This window comes from Ruegeria sp. D7, assembly GCF_056534355.1.
Window position 1 is genome coordinate 454216 of the sequence record NZ_JBQFPG010000001.1, and the last position, 18670, is coordinate 472885.

General features: G+C 58.0%; 16 protein-coding genes. 7 read left to right on the plus strand and 9 right to left on the minus strand.

The window, feature by feature from the left end:
* Positions 1-53: 53 nt before the first annotated feature.
* Positions 54-1595, minus strand: a complete 1542-nt coding sequence (locus ACRZ9U_RS02265) for a TrkH family potassium uptake protein (protein ID WP_170396867.1) — start codon at positions 1593-1595, stop codon at positions 54-56.
* Positions 1595-2971 (minus strand): Trk system potassium transporter TrkA, encoded by a 1377-nt coding sequence (trkA, locus tag ACRZ9U_RS02270; protein ID WP_170396865.1) that lies wholly within the window; start codon positions 2969-2971, stop codon positions 1595-1597. The genes ACRZ9U_RS02265 and trkA overlap by 1 nt, the downstream gene beginning before the upstream one ends.
* Positions 2972-3067: 96 nt before the next feature.
* Here trkA and ACRZ9U_RS02275 point away from each other — a divergent pair, with 96 nt between their 5' ends.
* Entirely contained in the window at positions 3068-3547 is a 480-nt protein-coding gene (locus tag ACRZ9U_RS02275) for a hypothetical protein (RefSeq protein WP_170406102.1), read from the plus strand.
* Here ACRZ9U_RS02275 and ACRZ9U_RS02280 read toward each other — a convergent pair.
* The 7 genes from ACRZ9U_RS02280 to dusB form a co-directional block, all read right to left on the minus strand.
* Positions 3512-4705 (minus strand): MFS transporter, encoded by a 1194-nt coding sequence (locus ACRZ9U_RS02280; RefSeq protein WP_170406106.1) that lies wholly within the window; start codon positions 4703-4705, stop codon positions 3512-3514. The two genes, ACRZ9U_RS02275 and ACRZ9U_RS02280, sit on opposite strands and share 36 nt — an antisense overlap.
* Before the next feature lie 43 nt (positions 4706-4748).
* Positions 4749-5339, minus strand: a complete 591-nt coding sequence (locus ACRZ9U_RS02285) for a helix-turn-helix transcriptional regulator (RefSeq protein WP_480736069.1) — start codon at positions 5337-5339, stop codon at positions 4749-4751.
* The gene (gene ntrX / locus ACRZ9U_RS02290) at positions 5336-6745 is read right to left on the minus strand and encodes a nitrogen assimilation response regulator NtrX (RefSeq protein ID WP_170396856.1); all 1410 of its coding nucleotides are present in this window, start codon (positions 6743-6745) and stop codon (positions 5336-5338) included. The genes ACRZ9U_RS02285 and ntrX overlap by 4 nt, the downstream gene beginning before the upstream one ends.
* Complete coding sequence (locus ACRZ9U_RS02295) at positions 6742-8967, minus strand: sensor histidine kinase NtrY-like (protein ID WP_480453723.1); 2226 nt, start codon at positions 8965-8967, stop codon at positions 6742-6744. The genes ntrX and ACRZ9U_RS02295 overlap by 4 nt, the downstream gene beginning before the upstream one ends.
* A 162-nt stretch (positions 8968-9129) precedes the next feature.
* On the minus strand, positions 9130-10497 hold the full coding sequence (locus tag ACRZ9U_RS02300; protein WP_170396851.1) for a sigma-54-dependent transcriptional regulator: 1368 nt from the start codon (positions 10495-10497) through the stop codon (positions 9130-9132).
* Positions 10497-11576, minus strand: a complete 1080-nt coding sequence (locus tag ACRZ9U_RS02305; protein ID WP_170406109.1) for an ATP-binding protein — start codon at positions 11574-11576, stop codon at positions 10497-10499. Before ACRZ9U_RS02305 ends, ACRZ9U_RS02300 begins: the two co-directional genes overlap by 1 nt.
* The gene (gene dusB, locus ACRZ9U_RS02310) at positions 11573-12556 is read right to left on the minus strand and encodes a tRNA dihydrouridine synthase DusB (RefSeq protein WP_480886979.1); all 984 of its coding nucleotides are present in this window, start codon (positions 12554-12556) and stop codon (positions 11573-11575) included. The genes ACRZ9U_RS02305 and dusB overlap by 4 nt, the downstream gene beginning before the upstream one ends.
* A gap of 179 nt (positions 12557-12735) precedes the next feature.
* On the opposite strand from dusB, the gene ACRZ9U_RS02315 reads away from it, so the two are divergent.
* From ACRZ9U_RS02315 to ACRZ9U_RS02340, 6 genes are all read left to right on the plus strand, one after another.
* Complete coding sequence (locus ACRZ9U_RS02315; protein ID WP_170406115.1) at positions 12736-13866, plus strand: bifunctional 2-C-methyl-D-erythritol 4-phosphate cytidylyltransferase/2-C-methyl-D-erythritol 2,4-cyclodiphosphate synthase; 1131 nt, start codon at positions 12736-12738, stop codon at positions 13864-13866.
* Positions 13863-14360, plus strand: coding sequence for a phosphatidylglycerophosphatase A family protein (locus ACRZ9U_RS02320; protein ID WP_170406118.1), 498 nt, complete (start codon positions 13863-13865; stop codon positions 14358-14360). The genes ACRZ9U_RS02315 and ACRZ9U_RS02320 overlap by 4 nt, the downstream gene beginning before the upstream one ends.
* Positions 14357-14839 (plus strand): CinA family protein, encoded by a 483-nt coding sequence (locus tag ACRZ9U_RS02325; protein ID WP_170406121.1) that lies wholly within the window; start codon positions 14357-14359, stop codon positions 14837-14839. The genes ACRZ9U_RS02320 and ACRZ9U_RS02325 overlap by 4 nt, the downstream gene beginning before the upstream one ends.
* A 330-nt stretch (positions 14840-15169) precedes the next feature.
* Positions 15170-15847, plus strand: coding sequence for an orotate phosphoribosyltransferase (locus ACRZ9U_RS02330; RefSeq protein ID WP_170406124.1), 678 nt, complete (start codon positions 15170-15172; stop codon positions 15845-15847).
* Between the two features lie 201 nt (positions 15848-16048).
* Entirely contained in the window at positions 16049-17539 is a 1491-nt protein-coding gene (locus ACRZ9U_RS02335; protein WP_170406127.1) for a replicative DNA helicase, read from the plus strand.
* A gap of 173 nt (positions 17540-17712) precedes the next feature.
* On the plus strand, positions 17713-18651 hold the full coding sequence (locus ACRZ9U_RS02340; RefSeq protein WP_170406130.1) for an isopenicillin N synthase family oxygenase: 939 nt from the start codon (positions 17713-17715) through the stop codon (positions 18649-18651).
* Positions 18652-18670: the final 19 nt, after the last annotated feature.

An 18670-nucleotide genomic window follows, 5' to 3' on the forward strand; every position in this document is an offset into this window, starting at 1 on the left:
ACAGATATTCCAGATGAAAAATCAGGCAGTAACACCAGGTGCCTGACGCAGGGTCAATCGCGCCACAGCGTTGGCGTAATCAGTGCCACGATCGCCAGAGTTTCCAACCGCCCGATCACCATCGCCGCGCAGACCGTCAACTTGGCCCCGCTGGAAAGATCAATCAGACGTATGGGCACATCCGTTGCCAATTCTATCAACGGCCCCGTGGTGCTGAGAGCGGCAACGCTGAGCAACATGGCCTGTTCAAAACCTACGCCCATGACGGCCAGCAACAAATCGAACAAGGCCAACGTCAGGGCGAACATCATCAGGAAGATCCAGGCGATGAAGGCACCGTCGCTTTGAATGCGGCGGTTGCCGCCACCCTCTCCGCTGACCGAAGAAGGATAGATCAGTCGGTCAATCTCGCGCTTGCCATTCAGATAGAGCGCAAAAACCCGCAACAGCTTTACCCCACCCGCAGTCGTCGCCACGCCTCCTCCGACAAGGGCTAGCCCCATCAGGATCAGGCCCGGTGTGCTCAAGCCCGACAATTGCTGCGCGTCGTTCCAGTTGGCGCTTTCAAATCCGGCCGTGGTCAGAAACGACATCGCCGTAAACATGAACCCCCAAAAAACGCCAAGTGCTTGCCGCACTTCGACGGCAATGTTCAGTTCGGCCGTTCCAGCCAAAAACCGGATGAACAGCAGCACAGCGACCGCCAGCACGATGAAGATGCCAATCCGAAATTCTGGGTCTTTGTCCAGCCGCGAATACCCTGAGGTCGCCGTATCGGTCGAAAAGGTCAGCCGCGACAGGGCAAAGAACAGGAACAAGAACAGGATCGCCTCGCCAGTGATTCCTGCGGTCGATCCTTCCAATCCGCCGACAGGTGATATGCCGGACGTCGCAATCACTGACATCGCGTGGCTCACGGCAGTAAGCCCTTGCTCACCTGCGATCAACAGCAGGATCCAGATCACAGCTGTCAAACCCGCATAGACGGGTGCCAATGTGCGCGACACGCGGATCAGATGGCCGCGTGGATCGGACTTCTCGCTCTGTGCCACGCCCGAGACGGGACGCCCCGGTTGCCCCCGGGCTGTGACTTCGAAACCGCCCAACGACAAGGGCGCCAGAATCGCGGCCGCCGAGATCCACATCAGCAATCCGCCCATCCAACCGACCAACGCGCGCCATAAGTGCAACGGCGCCGAAAGGCGTGCGGGATCGGGGAACAGATCAGCGCCGGTTGTGGTCAGCGCGCTGACCATATCGAAATAGGCGTTCAGGAAGCTGGTTGTCCCCAGCGCATCATGAAACGGAATAGCAAGAAATATCGGCAGTACGGTAAAGGCGGCCAGCAGAACCGCCAATTGACCAAGCGTTCCCCGCCGTGGTCGTCGGTTCGACATGGCCAGAGCTATGATCGACACCGCAAAAACACCCAGCAATCCGGAATAGAAGAATGACCGTGAGGTGGCGTGATCATCCAGCGCCAGCGCATAAACTGCGGGTATCCACATTGCCAGCGACACGATACCCCAGATCATCAGCAGCAGCGGCAATCGCCGCAATACTCCGATCCGTTGCTGTCCGCGTGCTTGCAACATCAGAAGAAATCGATTGAAACCTGCATCAGACGCTCAACCTCGGGCACGTCTTTGGCCATTGCAAAGATCGCCACCACGTCTTTCTCGTCGATGCGCAGGCTGCCGGTCGGGCGCAGAACCTCGTCACCTTTGCGTACTGCGCCGACCAGAACGCCTTCTGGGAAATCGATGTCGCGCAGTTTTTGTCCAGCCATGGGCGAGGTTGATAGCACTTCGGCCTCGATTACCTCGGCCTCGGCATCACCAATGGAATACACCTGACGCACGCGCCCGTGCCGAATGTGACGCAGGATCGAACTGACAGTGGTGGCGCGCGGGTTGATATATGCGTCAATCCCCAGCGGCCCCATCAAAGCGACCATGCTGGGGTCGTTGATCAGGGCGATGGCCAGTGGACAACCCTCTCCCTTGGCGCGTACCGCGGCCAGCATGTTGGTGCGATCGTCATCCGTGACCGCCAACATCGCGTCGGCGCGCTCAATCCCTGCTTCGCTCAGCAAAGATGAATCTAGGCCGTCGCCGTTCAGAACAATGGTCCGCTCCAATGCTTCGGCGGCGATTTCGGCGCATTTGCGGTCACGCTCGATAATCTTGGCACGCACCCGGCTTTCGCGCTCTTCTAGTGTGCGGGCCACTTCCAACCCGACATTACCGCCGCCGACGATCACCACACGATCTTGCTTACGCTGGGCCTTGCCGAACACCTCCATCGTACGTTCAACGTCCTTGACGCTGGTAAAGACGTAGCATTCGTCGCCTACAAACAGCTGGTCCTCGGATTCCGGTGCAAACAGCGTCCCTTCGCGGCGCACACCAACCACAATCGAGCTGAGCGTGGAAAACAGGTCGGTCAATTGTCGCAGCGGTGTGTTGACGATTGGGCAGTCTTCCTCGACTCGAATGCCCAGCAGCTGAGCCTTTCCATCCATGAATATCTCAGTATCGAAAGCAGAAGGCGCCGAAAGACGGCGCATCGCTGCGGCGGCAACTTCGCGTTCCGGGCTGATCACTACATCAATGGGCAGATGATCGCGGCGGTAGAGATCGGAATGGATTGCTTCAAGATAGGATTTCGACCGCAAACGCGCGATCTTGCGCTGGATCGAAAAAACCGAATGCGCCATCTGGCAGGTGACCATATTCACCTCATCCGAATGGGTCGCGGCGATGATCATGTCGGCGTCGCGGGCACCTGCACGATCCAGCACATCCGGATAACTGGCGAACCCCGCGATCCCCTGCACGTCCAGCGTCTCGGTCGCGCGACGTACCAGATCGGGATTGTTGTCGACCACCGTCACATCGTTCAGTTCGCCCGAAAGGTGACGCGCAATCTGCCAGCCGACTTGACCGGCACCGCATATGATGACCTTCATGCTCTTGGCCTTTCTGCCTGAAATCTTTGAATGACAGATGCCCCCAAAGCGGTCAATTGAATTGTCATGCCTCCTAAGCTGCGCCAAAGTAAGCATATGAAAACCATTCTGCCTGCTCTGATTTGCCTGCTGACGCTGTCCGCCTGTGGTCCGCTTTCTTTGTATTATCGCGAAGGTGAGAGCGTCTCGCGGATGCAGACCGAGACCACGAACTGCCAGGTGCAGGCGCTAAAGGACGCCCCTGTCGCCAATCAGGTCCGGCAGAGCCCGCCAGTCTATTGGCCCGGGCGCACCTATTGCGATGGCCGAGGACGCTGCTATCGCAACCCCGGATGGTGGGAGCCTGGGCGGGTCTATACCGTCGACGTGAATCAGGGGCTGAGAAACAAGGTCGAGGCGCAGTGCATGGCCCAAAAGGGCTATCGCCCGGTCAGCCTTCCGCCTTGCAAACAAGGTGTCAAATCGCGGGTCACGCCCACGCGCACCACGACGCTCCCACCGCTGAACAGCGCGTCCTGTTTCGTGAAATTCGACGACGGGTCATTTCAGATCATCACTCCGGGACAAGCCGGTTGATTTGCGACGCCGCGCCAGCAGCAGATGCGCTATGATCGCGATGCTATAGAACGCGGCGACGGCTACAAACATGCCAGCCTCATCGACGCCCAGCAATATCGCCAGCAATACCGGGGTTCCAAGCAGGTTTCCGGCATTGCCCATCTGCGCCATCGCACCATAACTCAGAGCTTGGGCTTCGGTGGTACCGTTTAACTCTGGCACTGCGGCGAAGCTGCCGCCCTGTACAAGCCCGAGCACGGCAAACAAGGCGATACATCCGAACGTAAGGGGCGCCCCCAGAAACAATGCGATGATCGTCGCGATCCCCAGCATAAAGCCCAGATTGACGACGCTGACGCAGGACAGGACGGTCAACAGCAAGGGCACCAGCAGCCATGACAGTACAATCCCTGCCAGGGGCATAAGTGCCGCAATCGATGCGCCCTGCCCTTCGGGTAAACGCCCCGGCAGGATCGCTAACAGCGAAACAAATGTCAGCGTGTAAAAGAACCAGCCAATTGCCGGGGCCGAAATAAAGGGTGAGCGGTAGGTCCTGATATGCACATCAAGGAAGGCGAAGAGTCCCCACCCGGTACTCTCCGTCTGGCCCATGTCGGTTTTCAGATTGCTAAGCGCGATCAGCGCGGCGATCAGCAGCATCAGACCCCCGTGCATGGCAAAGTATGTGGGCAGTCCCAAACGATCGACGATGGGCAGCCCAACCCAAGCGTTTAATGCGAATGCAACGCCAAAGAATGTACTCCACAGCACCATGGAATTATACCTCGCCCGACCGGATGTGATCTGAGCAATCAGCGTCGGTGCCGCCACCACAATCGCAAGATGGGACAGCCCCTCGATCACCCGGCTGAGCAGCATCAGTTGAAAAACCGGCAAGCTTGCTTGCAGCAAAGATAACGCGCCGCCGAGCACAAGCCCTAATAGCAATAGACGATTTGGCCCAATACGCGCTGTGATCGCTCCGGATATCGCGCCCAAGGCAGCCCCCATTAGACTGATAATGGACAGCAACCAGCCGATCACGGCAGCATTGTCCGGGTACAACAGCCCCACATCAGAAAATGGTACGGCAATCTTTGCAAATTGGGTTGCCGCACCGAGGCCAGCAAACCAGATCAGCATGACCTGCAAAAATGTGCGAAAAGAGTCACTCATGCAGCCGGTCTATCGCGCCTAACCTGTCAGCGGAACACATAAATTATGCGGTGACTTCGCGCCGCCCGCTGACCAGACGGACCGGAGTACCATCACCCAGATACAACCGCTCCCACACGATTTGCCCGGCGCTGATCCTGATTTGATCGTGCACAGCCTCGGAAGTCAGAAACGCTTTGGGTGAAGGCGAATGCAAATCCCACCAGCCATCTTTCTGCAGTTCTGCTTCGGCTTGCCTGATCTCATCCGTTGCAAATTGCCAAAGCGAAACGCCCAGCAAGGCGCGCTGTGAGGTCTTCCAATCCCGCGCCCGGCTGCCCGAATAAGCAAGGCAGGTATGGCTGGCCTCTTCGACAAGGTGCAAGCACTCTGCCGAATGAACGACCAGACGTTTCAGCGCAGAATCCTGCACCCGAACCGGCCCCAACGCCGCAAAAACGGACTGTTGAATATGCGGCGATGGCGTTTGACCCCCGTTTTCCCACCGGGAAATCGTGGTTTGGTCGACTTCAATCAGATCTGCGAGGGCGGATTGCTTAAGTCCAACCGACCGCCGCAACCGCTTCAACCGTTTACCAAAGGCGGGAAAACCGATGGAAACGGCTGCGGTCTTTTTATTCGGCGCAGCAATCACTCGGCTGGTTCGGGCTCGTCAATTTGAGCCACCCGCGCACCGGATTTGTTCGAGGTCACGACGCCCAGCGACTTGAGCTTGCGGTGCAAGGCGCTGCGCTCCATGCCGACAAAACTGGCCGTGCGGCTTATGTTGCCACCAAACCGATTGATCTGGGTCAGCAAATATTCACGCTCGAACGCTTCGCGCGCCTCACGCAGCGGCAGCGTCGCCAGTGCGCCAGACAGTACCACGCGCCCGGACTCGTCGGATTTCTCTTCTTCGTTGGGCAACTCGCGGGCCTCGATCGGGCCAGTGCTGTCGCCTAGGATCAGCACCCGCTCGATCAGGTTCTTCAGCTGACGCACATTGCCCGGCCATGTCATCGTTTGTAGCAAAGCAATAGCCTCATCCGACAGCTCGCGCATCGGCAGACCCTGTGTATCGTTGCACATCTCGATGAAGTGTTGCGCCAGAACCGGGATGTCCTCTCGCCGTTCCTCCAGCGAGGGAACCGCAATCGGCACCACATTCAGCCGGTGATACAGTTCTTCGCGGAACCGTTCGGCGGCGATCTCTTCTTCCAGATCGCGGTTGGTCGAGGAGATGACCCGCAGATCAACCCGCACCTTGTCAGAGCCACCAACACGCTGGAATTGCTGATCAACCAACACGCGAAGAATCTTGGACTGCGTCCCCAGCGGCATGTCAGCGACTTCGTCGAAGTAGACAACGCCGCCATGCGCCTCTTCCAGCAGGCCTGACTCGATTCCGCGCTCAGACGATTCTCGTCCGAAAAGAACCTCTTCAACCCTCTCAGGTTCAATCCCCGCACAATTGACCGTCACAAATGGGGCATTCGCCCGGTTGGAATGGGCATGGATATAGCGCGCGGCAATTTCCTTGCCCGACCCAGCCGGCCCGCTGAGCATAACCCGGCCATTCGACTTTGTTACCTTGTCCAACTGCCCCTGCATCGCTCGGAACGACGCAGAATTGCCAATCATGTCTGAACAGCTGACTTCCTGCCGTTTCAGCGAGGCATTCTCGCGACGCAGGCGCGAGGTTTCCATCGCGCGACGGATCACAACCATCAACTGGTCAATATTAAAGGGCTTTTCGATAAAGTCGTATGCCCCCTGTTTGATCGCGGCCACCGCAATTTCGATATTACCGTGGCCCGAAATGATCACCACCGGCACATCCGGGTTGTCCCGTTTTACAGCTTTCAGGATATCGATCCCGTCCATACGGCTGTCTTTCAGCCAGATATCCAGGATTAACAATCCCGGAGGTTCAGCATTGATCGACGACATGCACTCGTCCGAGTTTGCCGCCAACCGGGTGGAATAGCCTTCGTCCTCCAGAATGTCGGACACCAATTCGCGAATATCGCGTTCGTCATCTACGATCAGAATGTCGCTCATCTTTGGCCTGCTTTCAGTTTGTTTGTTTTAATCGCCTGTTTTTCCGGCGCATTTGTCGGGCCGCCTGAGGCCCCGGGTAGACGAATGACAGCCATTGCGCCGAAATGGTCCTGTCCGTCGAATGTGGGCGCGTCTTCCAATGTCAGCGCTCCGCCATGTTCTTCGATGATCTTCTTTACGATGGGCAGGCCAAGGCCTGTGCCTTCGTCACGCGTAGTCACATAAGGTTCGAACAGCCGTGCCCTGTCCTCGGGCAGACCGATGCCATTGTCCGCAATGGTGATCTGCGTTCCTGCATCGTCAGTGGAGACTACGACTTTGATCTGAGGTTTCAGATTGTCCGGTGCGCCTTTTTCTTTCAGCGTTTCAATAGCCTCGCCCGCGTTCTTGATCAGGTTCGTCAACGCTTGGCTCAACATGGTCGAATCCACATCCGCCAAAATGGGCTGTTCAGGTAAATCCGCATCGATCTGAACATCAGGCTGACCCGCCTGCTGCAACAGAACCGCCTCACGCACTAGCGTCACGATATTCTCTTCGCGCCGTTCCGGTTCGGGCATGCGTGCGAATTTCGAGAACTCATCAACAATCCGCCGCAGATCATTGGTCTGCCTCACGATCACGTCGGTCATCGATTCCAGGCTATCGCAATCGTCCTCGTCCAGCTTGCGCGAGAATTTGCGCTTGATCCGCTCGGCGCTCAGTTGGATCGGTGTCAGCGGATTCTTGATCTCATGCGCAATGCGACGGGCCACATCGCCCCAGGCCGCCATGCGCTGCGCGCTTACCAGATCGGTCACGTCATCAAAGGCCACAACGTAGCCTTCCAGCCTTCCATCCTCGCCACGCCGCGTCGCCATGCGTACCAGTAAGTTCTCCAACCGGCCTTTGCGGGTTACCTTGATCTCCCCCTGGACCGCCTCTTGCCCGCTGTCCTTAAGGGCTTCGAACAAAGGCAAAAATTCGGGAACAGCGATACCGATAGCCAGGTTCTGCTCTCCACCAGACCAGCCCAGAAGACGTTCCGCGGATCGGTTCACGAAGGTCACACAGCCCTCTGAATCAACGCCAACGACACCGGATGTCACCGAGCTTAGAACTGAATCAAATAGCCGCCTTCGACGTTCGATATGGCGAGTGTTTTCCAACAGCGTGTCGCGCTGCCCCTTCAACTGACGAGTCATCTGGTTGAAGTAGCGGCCCAGCATCGCGATTTCGTCATCGCTGGCCTCTTCGATGACCTGAACACTCAGATCACCAGCACCAACGCGCTGCGCCGCCGTTGTCAGCCGTCCAACAGGGCGAGAAAGACGTTCGGCGAACCACATGCCCAGCGACATCGCGGCCAGAATCAGGATCACAGCAAAGCCGAGATAAAGAAGGCCGAATTCGAACAGGACCCTGCCCCGCTCACTTTCCAATTGGCTGTAGAACTGTGCTGTCTCTTTGGTTTCATCAAGCAGGGTCAGAAGCTGCCCATCAACCTCGCGACTGACATAAAGATACCGGTCAAGATAGGCATGCAAAGGAACAAGCGCGCGGAATTCGCTGTTCTCCCAATCGGCAATGATGGCCACGCCCTGATCATTGGCCTCGATCATCTCTTCGGGAGTTGGTGCCTCGTAGTCGAACAGGTAGGACCGATCACCGCGCGATCGGATTTCGGCGCTGCCATCGATCACATAGGCCTCGCGCAAACCGCGTTGTATCTGGGCCTGCCCCTGGGCCAGAACCTCTCGCAATTCGGCGTCTGAGACAAAATAATCCAACGATCGCGCGTTATCGAGGAAACGCGCCAGAACAACCGCATCCTGCGTCAGGCCCTCGCGGTGTTCCTGTTCGTAAGCTTCGGCCGCAGTCAGTGACGACCCAACCACCTGCCGCACACGGTCCGAGAACCAACCTTCAAGGCCGATATTCACCGTCAGCCCGGCGAAAATCGCCACCGTGACCGTCGGTACCAGAGCCAACAGCGTGAAAGCGCCGATCAGGCGCAGGTGAAGACGGGAGCCCGCAGATTTTGCGCGACGCGCGGCGATCAGACTGAACAATTGGCCCAACACCAGCGCAGCTACGACCAGCACGTAGACCAGATCAGCCAACAAAATCAGCCGCAGTGTCGGTGCCGCCGCGCCAAGATCAAAAGGGCCAATGACGAGATAGGTTGCAAGCGCCAGAACCGGGCCCAGCATAACCAATCCCAATGTACTGAAATTGCGCATCCTCCGGGACTTGCGCCACCGGTTGATCGATAGGATCGGCCCGTTCTGTGCCCGGGTTGCCACCGTCTGCCCTCATTCTGATGTGCCGCTTGCGCGGCTTACCGCCATATATCGTGGTCGTTCTCGGGGTCGAACCCGAATGCCACTGTTTGTGTGGCGATATTACATCAGTTTGCGACGGCGTGTCACCTGAATATCGAGGTCAGTAATCTTTTTCCGCAGCGTATTCCGGTTAATCCCCAGGAGATCAGCACATTTTGCCTGATTTCCACCAGTCGCATCCAGCGCGATTTCGATTAACGGTGCCTCGACCTCGCGTAGAATACGTTGATAGAGGCCGGGAGGCGGCAGGATGTTTCCGTGCAGATCAAAATACCGGCGCAGGTGACGACCAACCGAAGATGACAGCTTCTCACGCTCGCCATCACCCAGAACTGGTTCGGCCTCGGGCTGGCTACCCAGCACCATCTCTACTTCGGTGCGCGAGATTTCATCAGAACGGCTGGTTAGACCAAGACGCCGGATCGCATTTTCAAGCTGTCGGACATTGCCGGGCCAGGAATACCGGCGCACCAACTCGACCGCTTCGGGGCTGAGGCGACGCTGCGCGCCGCTTTCCCGCTCCTCCCGCGCCAGAAAGTGATCGGTCAGCAAGGTGATATCATCAACCCGCTCGCGCAACGCAGGCACGTGGATCGTCGCACCGCAGAGACGGTAATAGAGATCTTGTCGTACGCGACCACTTTCCATCGCGTCGGTCAGATCTGATTGACTTGTGGCCATGAAACGCGGCACGTGATCGCCCGGCGTGTCCATCATGCGCACGATACGGGCCTGAATCTCATCATCAATATCGGCAATTTCATCGATCAGCAGCGTACCACCACGTACGCGCGCCATAACCCGTGCCGGGCCTTCCAAATCGCTCAGATCGGCAGCAGTCACGGTGACAAAGGGCAGTGTCCTTCGGTCAGAGAAATCGTGAATAGCGCGTGCTATCAGAGATTTACCCGTCCCACTTTCACCAGAAATCATCACAGACAGATCCGTGTTCATCACCCGAGCGACCAGACGATAAAGCGCCTGCATCACCGGGGTGCGCCCGACAAGCGGCAGTTCATCAGGTCGGTCTTCGCTGGCCATCACCGGCTCAGCCTGTACCCGCTGCTTTTGATCCAGCGCCCTCGCGGTGCGCTTCATCAGATCGGGCAAATCGAAAGGCTTTGGCAGATAATCGTAAGCTTCCGCCTCAGCCGCCTGAATGGCTGTCATGATGGTGTTCTGGGCCGAGATCACGATGACCGGCAAACCGGGACGGTCCTGCGCGATCTTTGGCAGCATCTCCAACCCGTTTCCATCCGGCATTACCACATCCGAGATCACAACGTCGCCCTTGCCTTCGGCCACCCAGCGCATCAGCGTGGTCAGCGAAGATGTCGCGTGAACCTTGCACCCCGCCCGCGTCAGGGCCTGTGTCAGAACCGTGCGGATCGTGCGGTCGTCATCGGCAACCAGAACTGTGCCATCCATCAGATGCTCTCCTTTTCATACGCGTCGTTCGGTGCACGCCGCAGGGACAGTCGAAAACTAGTGCGTCCGGGCACAGATTCAGCCGAAATCCAGCCGTCGTGGTCGGAAACGATCTTGCTGACCAGCGCCAGCCCAAGCCCGGTGCCGTTCTCCTTGCCTGACACGAAGGGGTCGAAAATATCACTGCGAATATTTTCCGGCAGGCCCGGCCCATCATCAATAATCTCGATCTGCAGAGGCAGCGAATGACCCGAACCGTCACTGCGCCGCAGTCGGAATGAATGCTCAAAATAGGTACGCAGCCGGATTGTACCGTTGCCATCAGCAGCTTCAGAAGCGTTTTTGAGCAAGTTCAGAACCACCTGCAGGAACTGATCCGGGTCCCCATAGGCCAAGGGCAGCGAGGGGTCGTAATCCTCGATAATCGTCATATGCGCGCCAAAACCCAACAGCGCTGACCGGCGCGCACGATCCAGTACATCGTGGATATTGACCGGTTTGAAATCGGGTTGAGACAGGTTGCCGAACTGTTCTACTTGCTCCAACAACTTCACAATGCGGCGGCTTTCCTCAACGATAAGGTCAGTGAGCTCAAGATCTTGCTGCGAAATATTCATGCTGAGCAATTGCGCCGCACCGGTGATCCCTGCCAAAGGGTTCTTGATCTCATGCGCCAGCATCTCGGCCATGCCAATCGCAGACTGCGCTGCCGATTTCACAGTGTTGCCACGGGTCATCCGACCGGCCAGTTCGCGCGGCGAGATGATCATGATCATTGAACCGGGATGCCCCATCAGCGGCGCGATTTGCAGCGCACATTGCAGCGGCGCGCGATTGCCCGACCCAACGTCCACATCGTTCACGAACAGCGGTGTACCTTGTTGACGCGCGCGCAGAAACGCCGCTTCCAACGGCGCGTCAACCGCGAGTTGATCCCAGACCGGGTGTCCAATCACTGCCTTGCGGGAGGCGTTCAGAAACCCCTCACCCGAGGAGTTGACGTCCGATATCCGATCTTCGGCATCGATAATGAACGCCGGAACCGGAAGCGAGGTCCAGATGCTCTGGTCCGAGGTCATGCTGCTGCCTCCGCCGTGCCACTCAGCGCATCTGTTATAAGACGTAACACCTCATCGGTGTCGCGGGATGTCAGGACAGCCCGCCGCAAGGTGGCGGGTGTTCCGGCCTCATCCATGTACCAACCGAGATGTTTGCGTGCGACGCGCAGGCCCAGATCGGTACCGTAAAACTCCAGCATCGCCAGATAGTGGCCACGCACCATCTCGATCAGTTCAGTGCCCGTGGGAATGGTTGGAGAAGCAGCGCCATAGAGATCATGGCAAATCTGCGCCAGCAGCCAGGGCTTGCCCTGCGCCCCCCGACCTACCATGACGCCATCGGCCCCGGACTGATTCAGCGCGATTTGCGCGGCCTCGGTATCGACGATGTCACCGTTTGCGATGACTGGGATCGAGACGGCTTCTTTCACCGCCCGGATCGCCCGCCAATCTGCCCGGCCTTTATAGAATTGACAGCGCGTACGCCCATGGATGGTCACCATCCGGATGCCTGCGTCCTGCGCACGCCGCGCCACATCCGGCGCGTTCAGCAGATTGTCATCCCAGCCTAGCCGCGTTTTCAGCGTAACAGGCAAATCAACTGCACCCACAACGGCCTCGATCAGCGTCAGTGCATGGTCCGGAGTTTTCAACAAAGCCGAACCGGAATAGCCGTTGGTTACCTTCTTGGCTGGGCAACCCATATTGATATCGATCACGCGCGCGCCCCGGTCAGCGACTTGCCGGGCGGCCTCGGCCATCCAATGCGCCTCGCGTCCGGCCAGTTGCACAGCGGTGTTTTCCAGATCCGCCGACAGCTCGGCCCGTTCACGTACGCCTGGTTTGGCCTGCACCATCTCTTGGCTGGCAACCATTTCGCTGACAACCATGCCCGCGCCGAAGCGCATCACAAGGTCCCTAAAAGGCCGGTCGGTGATTCCGGCCATTGGCGCCAACAGCACCGGAGGGGTCAGATCCTTTTCAGCAAGACGCAGGGCCAATGTGCTTAATCCTTGAGCAGTTGCGCATTTGATATCGAAATTGCGGCATATGAACAATAAAACGGGAGCATTCAAGCCCGTAAAATCATCATATGCTTATTTTTTAAGCAAATTGACGCGGGTGATTGCCTCTGCATTCACCGACCCCTAAACAATGCCCCAATCAGGAGGCCTTTCAGATGACCACAGCCGCCATCATCGTCGCCGCCGGGCGCGGCCTGCGCGCCGGAGGCGGAGTGCGCAAACAGTGGCGTGCGTTGAGCGGGAGGCGCGTGGCCGATTGGGCGATTGACCGCTTCGAAGGGTTGGTTGATCACGTCGTTTTGGTGCTGGCCGAAGAGGACACAGCCGTTTGGGAAGAATTCAGCGCGACAAACCTGATCCTTGCACCCGGCGGTGCAGACCGCGCCGGATCAGTGCGCAACGGGTTGCAGGCTTTGGAAGCGTACAGCGTTGAAAAGGTTTTGATTCACGATGTTGCCCGCCCCTGCGTCAGCGCTCGGATAATCGGCGATGTTCTGAAAGCACTCGACACGCATGCGGCAGCTGCTCCAGGCTTGGCCGTCACGGATGCGCTCTGGACAGGCGACGGTTCAGTGGTCACAGGAACGCAGGATCGATCCGGCCTTTACGCTGCGCAGACACCGCAGGGATTTCATTATGGCACAATCACCGCCGCCCATTCAGCCCATCCCGGAGGTGCAGCGGATGATGTAGAAGTCGCGCGCGCTGCGGGAATCGAAGTCGCGATTATTCCGGGCGATGCGGATAACCTGAAAATCACACGGCCCGAGGATTTCGCACGGGCCGAACGTACAATGGGTATGAATATGGATGTAAGGCTGGGCAACGGCTACGACGTGCACCGCTTTGGTGACGGAGATCACGTGATCCTCTGCGGTGTGAAGGTGCCGCACAATCGTGGGCTCCAAGGTCACTCCGATGCAGATGTGGGGATGCACGCGGTCACCGACGCGATCTATGGCGCCCTGGCGCGGGGTGATATCGGACAGCATTTTCCGCCCTCCGATCCGCAGTGGAAAGGTGCAGCGAGTGAAATTTTCCTGCGCCACGCAGTCGAATTGGCTGGGCAGTTGGGCTATGAGATCTCGAATGTCGACTGCACACTGGTCTGCGAATTTCCCAAGATCGGCCCTCATGCCGATACCATGCGTGCCGAAATGGCACGGATCATGGGCTTGCGCACCGATCAGGTCTCGGTCAAGGCCACCACATCCGAACGGCTGGGCTTTACCGGTCGCAGCGAAGGCATTGCCTCGCTCGCAACTGCCTGTCTGGTGAAGTCATGACAGCGGCTCGTCTAATCGGAACCGTCTGCGGCGTCGGTTACCTCCGCCCTGCCCCCGGCACCTGGGGATCGCTGGCTGCTTTGCCGCTGGCATGGGTTCTGCATACGCTGGGTGGCTTCCCCTTGCTGGTCATCTCAACACTCGCGGTTTTCTTCGGGGGCCTGTGGGCTACGCAAGTGATGACAGCTGGACAAGATGACCACGACCCGTCCGAAATTGTCATTGATGAAGTCGCGGGCCAGTTCATCGCGATATGGGCGATTTCCTACCCGTCTTGGGCGCATGGGATCGACATCACAGCGCTCTGGCCCGGCTGGATCGCGGGTTTTCTCTTGTTCCGCCTCTTCGACATTACCAAACCCGGTCCCATTGGCTGGGCCGACCGGCGTGGAGATCCGATGGGTGTCATGCTGGATGATGTGATCGCTGGCGTCTTTGCGGCCATCGGTGTGGTCGTCCTCGCCGGTATCTCACATGGAGTCATGGGTCAATGATCGTTGTCGACCTGCTGGATCGCGCCAAGGCGCAGGGCATGATGATCACCACTGCTGAAAGCTGTACCGGCGGTATGGTCGCCGCTGCACTGACTGACATCCCTGGCAGCTCTGCCGTGGTTGAGCGCGGCTTTGTCACCTACACCAACACCGCAAAGCAAGAGATGCTGGGCGTGCGCGCCGATACGCTTGAGACATATGGAGCAGTTTCAGAAGAAGTCGCCCGGGAAATGGCCAATGGCGCCCTGCAGAATTCGCGGGCACAGTTGGCGGTCTCGATCACCGGCATCGCGGGCCCCGGCGGGTCCGAACACAAACCCGAAGGCCGCGTATGCTTTGGCCTCGCGGCACAGGGTCAACCGACCCGAACCGAGACCGTGGAATTCGGAGCGCAGGGACGGGATAACGTACGTCGCGTTGCGCGGGACCACGCTTTGACCCTTTTGAGCGACGCTCTTGCTGATCTGGCTCGGACCTAAGAAAACCTGCACCCTTCATCGCATCAATTCGAATACTGGGCGTTGAATACAGTTACTGCGCGGCAGCCTACACATTTGTGACGGCAATGGTGGTTGCGCTTCTTACCTCGCCTCGCATACACGTCGAAACCGAGATTGAAGGCACAGTCTTGCCGATTGCGGAAAGCGAGCCTGAGAAATGAGCAGTCAAGCCCACCTTGGCTGCTCTGCCCGCAAGGGCATCAAGCGGACCTCTTGGGGGTCCGCTTTTCTTTTAGCGTGCCCTCTCGACTCTGGGCCGGGGGTCAGGCTATCAGCCTGCGACACCCTTTCAGCCCAGAGGTTTGCGCCATGATCCCCAGTTCCTTCCCCGACAGCACCGAAATCGCCCGCCTGACCGCGCGGATGCTGCTGGAGATCAAGGCCGTACACTTTAATTCCCGCGAACCTTTCACGCTGGCCAGCGGTCTACCAAGCCCGACCTATATCGATTGCCGCAAGCTGATCTCGTACCCACGCATCCGCTCGACCCTGATGGACTTCCTGACGGTAACCGTGATGCGCGACGCGGGGTTCGAAGCGTTTGACAATATCGCCGGTGGCGAGACAGCAGGTATTCCCTTCGCTGCAATGGTCGCCGAGCGCATGGCACTGCCAATGACCTACGTGCGGAAGAAACCCAAAGGCTACGGCCGGAACGCCCGCATCGAAGGCGCGATGAGCGAGGGTGAGCGGGTGCTGCTGGTCGAAGACCTGACAACCGATGGAGGCTCAAAACTGTCCTTTGTCGACGCGATCCGCGAAACCGGTGCGACCTGTGGGCATACGGCTGTGATCTTCTATTATGGTATTTTCCCCGAAACCGAGAAAACGCTGGGCGATCACGGCGTAAAATTGCACTCGCTTTGTACTTGGTGGGATGTTTTGGCGGAAGCCAAAGCGCAAAAGGCCTTTGACGAAGAGACGCTTGATGGCGTCGAGGCCTTCCTGAACGACCCGCGCGGTTGGCAGGACGCACATAAAAGCTGACGTTGCGCAAACTGTTTTCAGAATGGAAACACTGACCGCTGCGTCGATCGCTTCATCCACAAGATGTTGACGCAACCCTGCCTCATCCTTCAATATGATGGGGCAGAGAGATATGCACAGCATATCCCCAGAAAACATACAATTTGCGCCGACTCACAGGGCCGCGCTATGGCCTCTGTCCAGGGGACAAAGAGAACAGCAATGAACGAGATCAGCAGTATCGAGCAGGCCGCCGCACAGATTCAGAACCCAGAAACAATGCCGCACTCCATCGAGGCCGAGCAGCAGCTTCTGGGTGCTATTCTGACGAATAACGATCTGTATGATCGGGTCGCATCGATTATTGGGGCCGAGCATTTCTATGATCCGGTTCATGCGCGCATCTACGAAGTCGCGTCGACCCGTATCGCTAAAAATGCGCTGGCTTCACCCGTCACGCTGAAGTCTTTCATGGCCGAGGATGAGGGCCTGAAGGAACTGGGTGGTCCGGCCTATCTGGTCAAGCTTGCCGGTGCATCGATCAGTGCCTTTGCGGTGCATGACTACGCCCAAATGATCTATGACCTCGCCATTCGGCGCGAGCTGATCCGGCTGGGCCGGGACATTTCAGACAAGGCTGCGAGGGTCGATGTCAGCAGCGAGCCCAAAGAACAAATCGTCGAGGCCGAGCAACAGCTTTATCAGTTATCCGAGCAGGGCCAGACCGAACAGGGTTTTCAATCCTTCCTCAAGGCGGTCACAGAAGCCGTCAACGTCACCAACGAGGCGTACCAACGCGGTGGCGGCATGGCGGGGATTTCCACCGGTCTGGCCGATCTCGACAAGCAATTGGGTGGCCTGCACCCGTCCGACCTGATCATTTTGGCCGGGCGTCCGTCGATGGGTAAGACATCGCTGGCAACAAACGTCGCATTTAACGTGGCCAGGGCCTACAAGCGCGGCACCAAGCCGGACGGCTCTGAAGGTGCGATCGACGGCGGTGTGGTTGGGTTCTTTTCACTCGAAATGAGCGCCGAACAGCTTGCGGGTCGGGTTCTGGCCGAGGCTTCCGAGATCTCCAGTCACAAAATCCGCCAGGGCGACATGACCGAGTCCGAGTTCCGCCGCTTCGTTGACGCCGCGAAAGAACTGGAAGCCTGCCCGCTATTCATCGATGACACCCCCGCCCTGCCGATCTCGCAACTCGCTGCCCGTGCACGGCGGCTGAAGCGGACGCACGGGCTGGATTTGCTGGTGATCGACTACCTTCAGCTCTGCCGCGGAATGGCCGACAACCGCGTCAACGAAATCGCCGAGATTTCGATGGGCATGAAAGCCATCGCCAAGGAACTCAACATCCCGGTCATCGCATTGTCACAGCTCAGCCGACAGGTAGAAAGCCGTGACGACAAACGCCCGCAGCTGTCTGACCTGCGGGAATCGGGCTCGATCGAACAGGATGCCGACGTTGTGATGTTCGTGTTCCGCGAGGAATACTACAAGGAACGCGAAAAACCCGGCGATCACGAGTTGGAAAAGATGGAAGAGTGGAAACAGGCCATGGAGCGCCTGCATGGCAAAGCCGAGGTCATCGTCGGCAAGCAGCGCCACGGCCCCATCGGCACGGTCGAGCTGTCGTTCGAAGCTCAGTTCACCCGATTTGGCAATCTGGTCAAACCTTGGCAACAGGACAGCCAGATCGAGGGCTACTGATCCCTTGACCTACCCGAGCCGATGTGTACGGATCGGGCCATGCAAGCTTGTCTCAATCCCCTACCCCGGCGCGTGATTCTGGCGCGTCATTTCGGGCATCGCCGCAAACGCTTTGCGGGATAGACCGGGGGCATTTTTGCCCCTGCAATCTTCCCAATATAAGCGAGAGAGACATGACTGAATTCACAGAGATCCCCGTTATTCGTCTGGGTGCACGCCCTGATGAGGAAATCGCGGCCGAGTTTCGTTCGGCCTACGGCACGACCGGTTTTGGCTATATCGAAGATCACGGGATCGACCCGCAGCTGATGCGCGATGTGTTCGAAGCCTCAAAACGGTTTCACGCACTGCCGCTGGATCAAAAGCTGGCAATCGCAGTCGACCACACGCATCGCGGATACATCGCCATCAACACATCGACAGATGTGAACTCAACACTGGCCGATGTAAAAAAACCCAACCAATCCGCCAGCTTCATGATGATGCGCGAGGATGCTGGTGTTGATCCCGATATCTACCTCTCGGGTCCAAACCGATGGCCTGATCTACCGGTTTTTCGCGACACCCTGGAAACCTACGTTAAGGCTATGTCGGCCCTCGGACGCAGATTGATGCATATCGCGCTGATCGCTTGCGAGGCGCAGGATTTCTCGGTCCTTTCCGCGTTTGATGAGCCTACATTCTGGCTGCGTCTGCTTCACTATCCTCCGCAAGCAAAGACCAGCCCCGATGATCTGTTCGGCTCGGCCCCGCACACTGATTTCGGATGCCTAACGCTGCTCGCTCAAGATCAGGTGGGCGGCTTGCAGGTCAAAACACCGTCAGGGCATTGGGTTGACGTTCCGTCCCGTCCCGACGCCTTTGTCGTCAATGTCGGGGATATGCTGCACCGGATGTCAAACGGTCGCTTGCTATCGACGCCGCATCGGGTCATCAACCGTTCTGGCCGTGAACGATATAGCGTTCCGTTCTTCTTTGATCCTCATGTCAGCACAATCATCGAACCCCTACCCGGGACCGGCCAACCTCAGTTTAGCCCCTTATTATTTGCGGATTTCCTGCGTTCCGAGCTGGAAGCGGCCTATGAGGCGCATAAACCCGCCAAGAATTAAGGTACTCCCCCTTGACCTG

Bases quoted from the DNA above. Each gene is read 5' to 3' on its own strand.
- ACRZ9U_RS02330 (WP_170406124.1), top strand. From the start codon at position 15,170: ATGATCCCCAGTTCCTTCCCCGACAGCACCGAAATCGCCCGCCTGACC.
- ACRZ9U_RS02340 (WP_170406130.1), top strand. From the start codon at position 17,713: ATGACTGAATTCACAGAGATCCCCGTTATTCGTCTGGGTGCACGCCCT.
- ntrX (WP_170396856.1), bottom strand. From the start codon at position 6,745: ATGAGCGACATTCTGATCGTAGATGACGAACGCGATATTCGCGAATTG.
- ACRZ9U_RS02280 (WP_170406106.1), bottom strand. From the start codon at position 4,705: ATGAGTGACTCTTTTCGCACATTTTTGCAGGTCATGCTGATCTGGTTT.
- ACRZ9U_RS02325 (WP_170406121.1), top strand. From the start codon at position 14,357: ATGATCGTTGTCGACCTGCTGGATCGCGCCAAGGCGCAGGGCATGATG.
- trkA (WP_170396865.1), bottom strand. From the start codon at position 2,971: ATGAAGGTCATCATATGCGGTGCCGGTCAAGTCGGCTGGCAGATTGCG.
- ACRZ9U_RS02275 (WP_170406102.1), top strand. From the start codon at position 3,068: ATGAAAACCATTCTGCCTGCTCTGATTTGCCTGCTGACGCTGTCCGCC.
- ACRZ9U_RS02295 (WP_480453723.1), bottom strand. From the start codon at position 8,967: ATGCGCAATTTCAGTACATTGGGATTGGTTATGCTGGGCCCGGTTCTG.
- ACRZ9U_RS02315 (WP_170406115.1), top strand. From the start codon at position 12,736: ATGACCACAGCCGCCATCATCGTCGCCGCCGGGCGCGGCCTGCGCGCC.
- ACRZ9U_RS02265 (WP_170396867.1), bottom strand. From the start codon at position 1,595: ATGTTGCAAGCACGCGGACAGCAACGGATCGGAGTATTGCGGCGATTG.
- ACRZ9U_RS02300 (WP_170396851.1), bottom strand. From the start codon at position 10,497: ATGGATGGCACAGTTCTGGTTGCCGATGACGACCGCACGATCCGCACG.
- ACRZ9U_RS02305 (WP_170406109.1), bottom strand. From the start codon at position 11,576: ATGACCTCGGACCAGAGCATCTGGACCTCGCTTCCGGTTCCGGCGTTC.
- ACRZ9U_RS02335 (WP_170406127.1), top strand. From the start codon at position 16,049: ATGAACGAGATCAGCAGTATCGAGCAGGCCGCCGCACAGATTCAGAAC.
- ACRZ9U_RS02320 (WP_170406118.1), top strand. From the start codon at position 13,863: ATGACAGCGGCTCGTCTAATCGGAACCGTCTGCGGCGTCGGTTACCTC.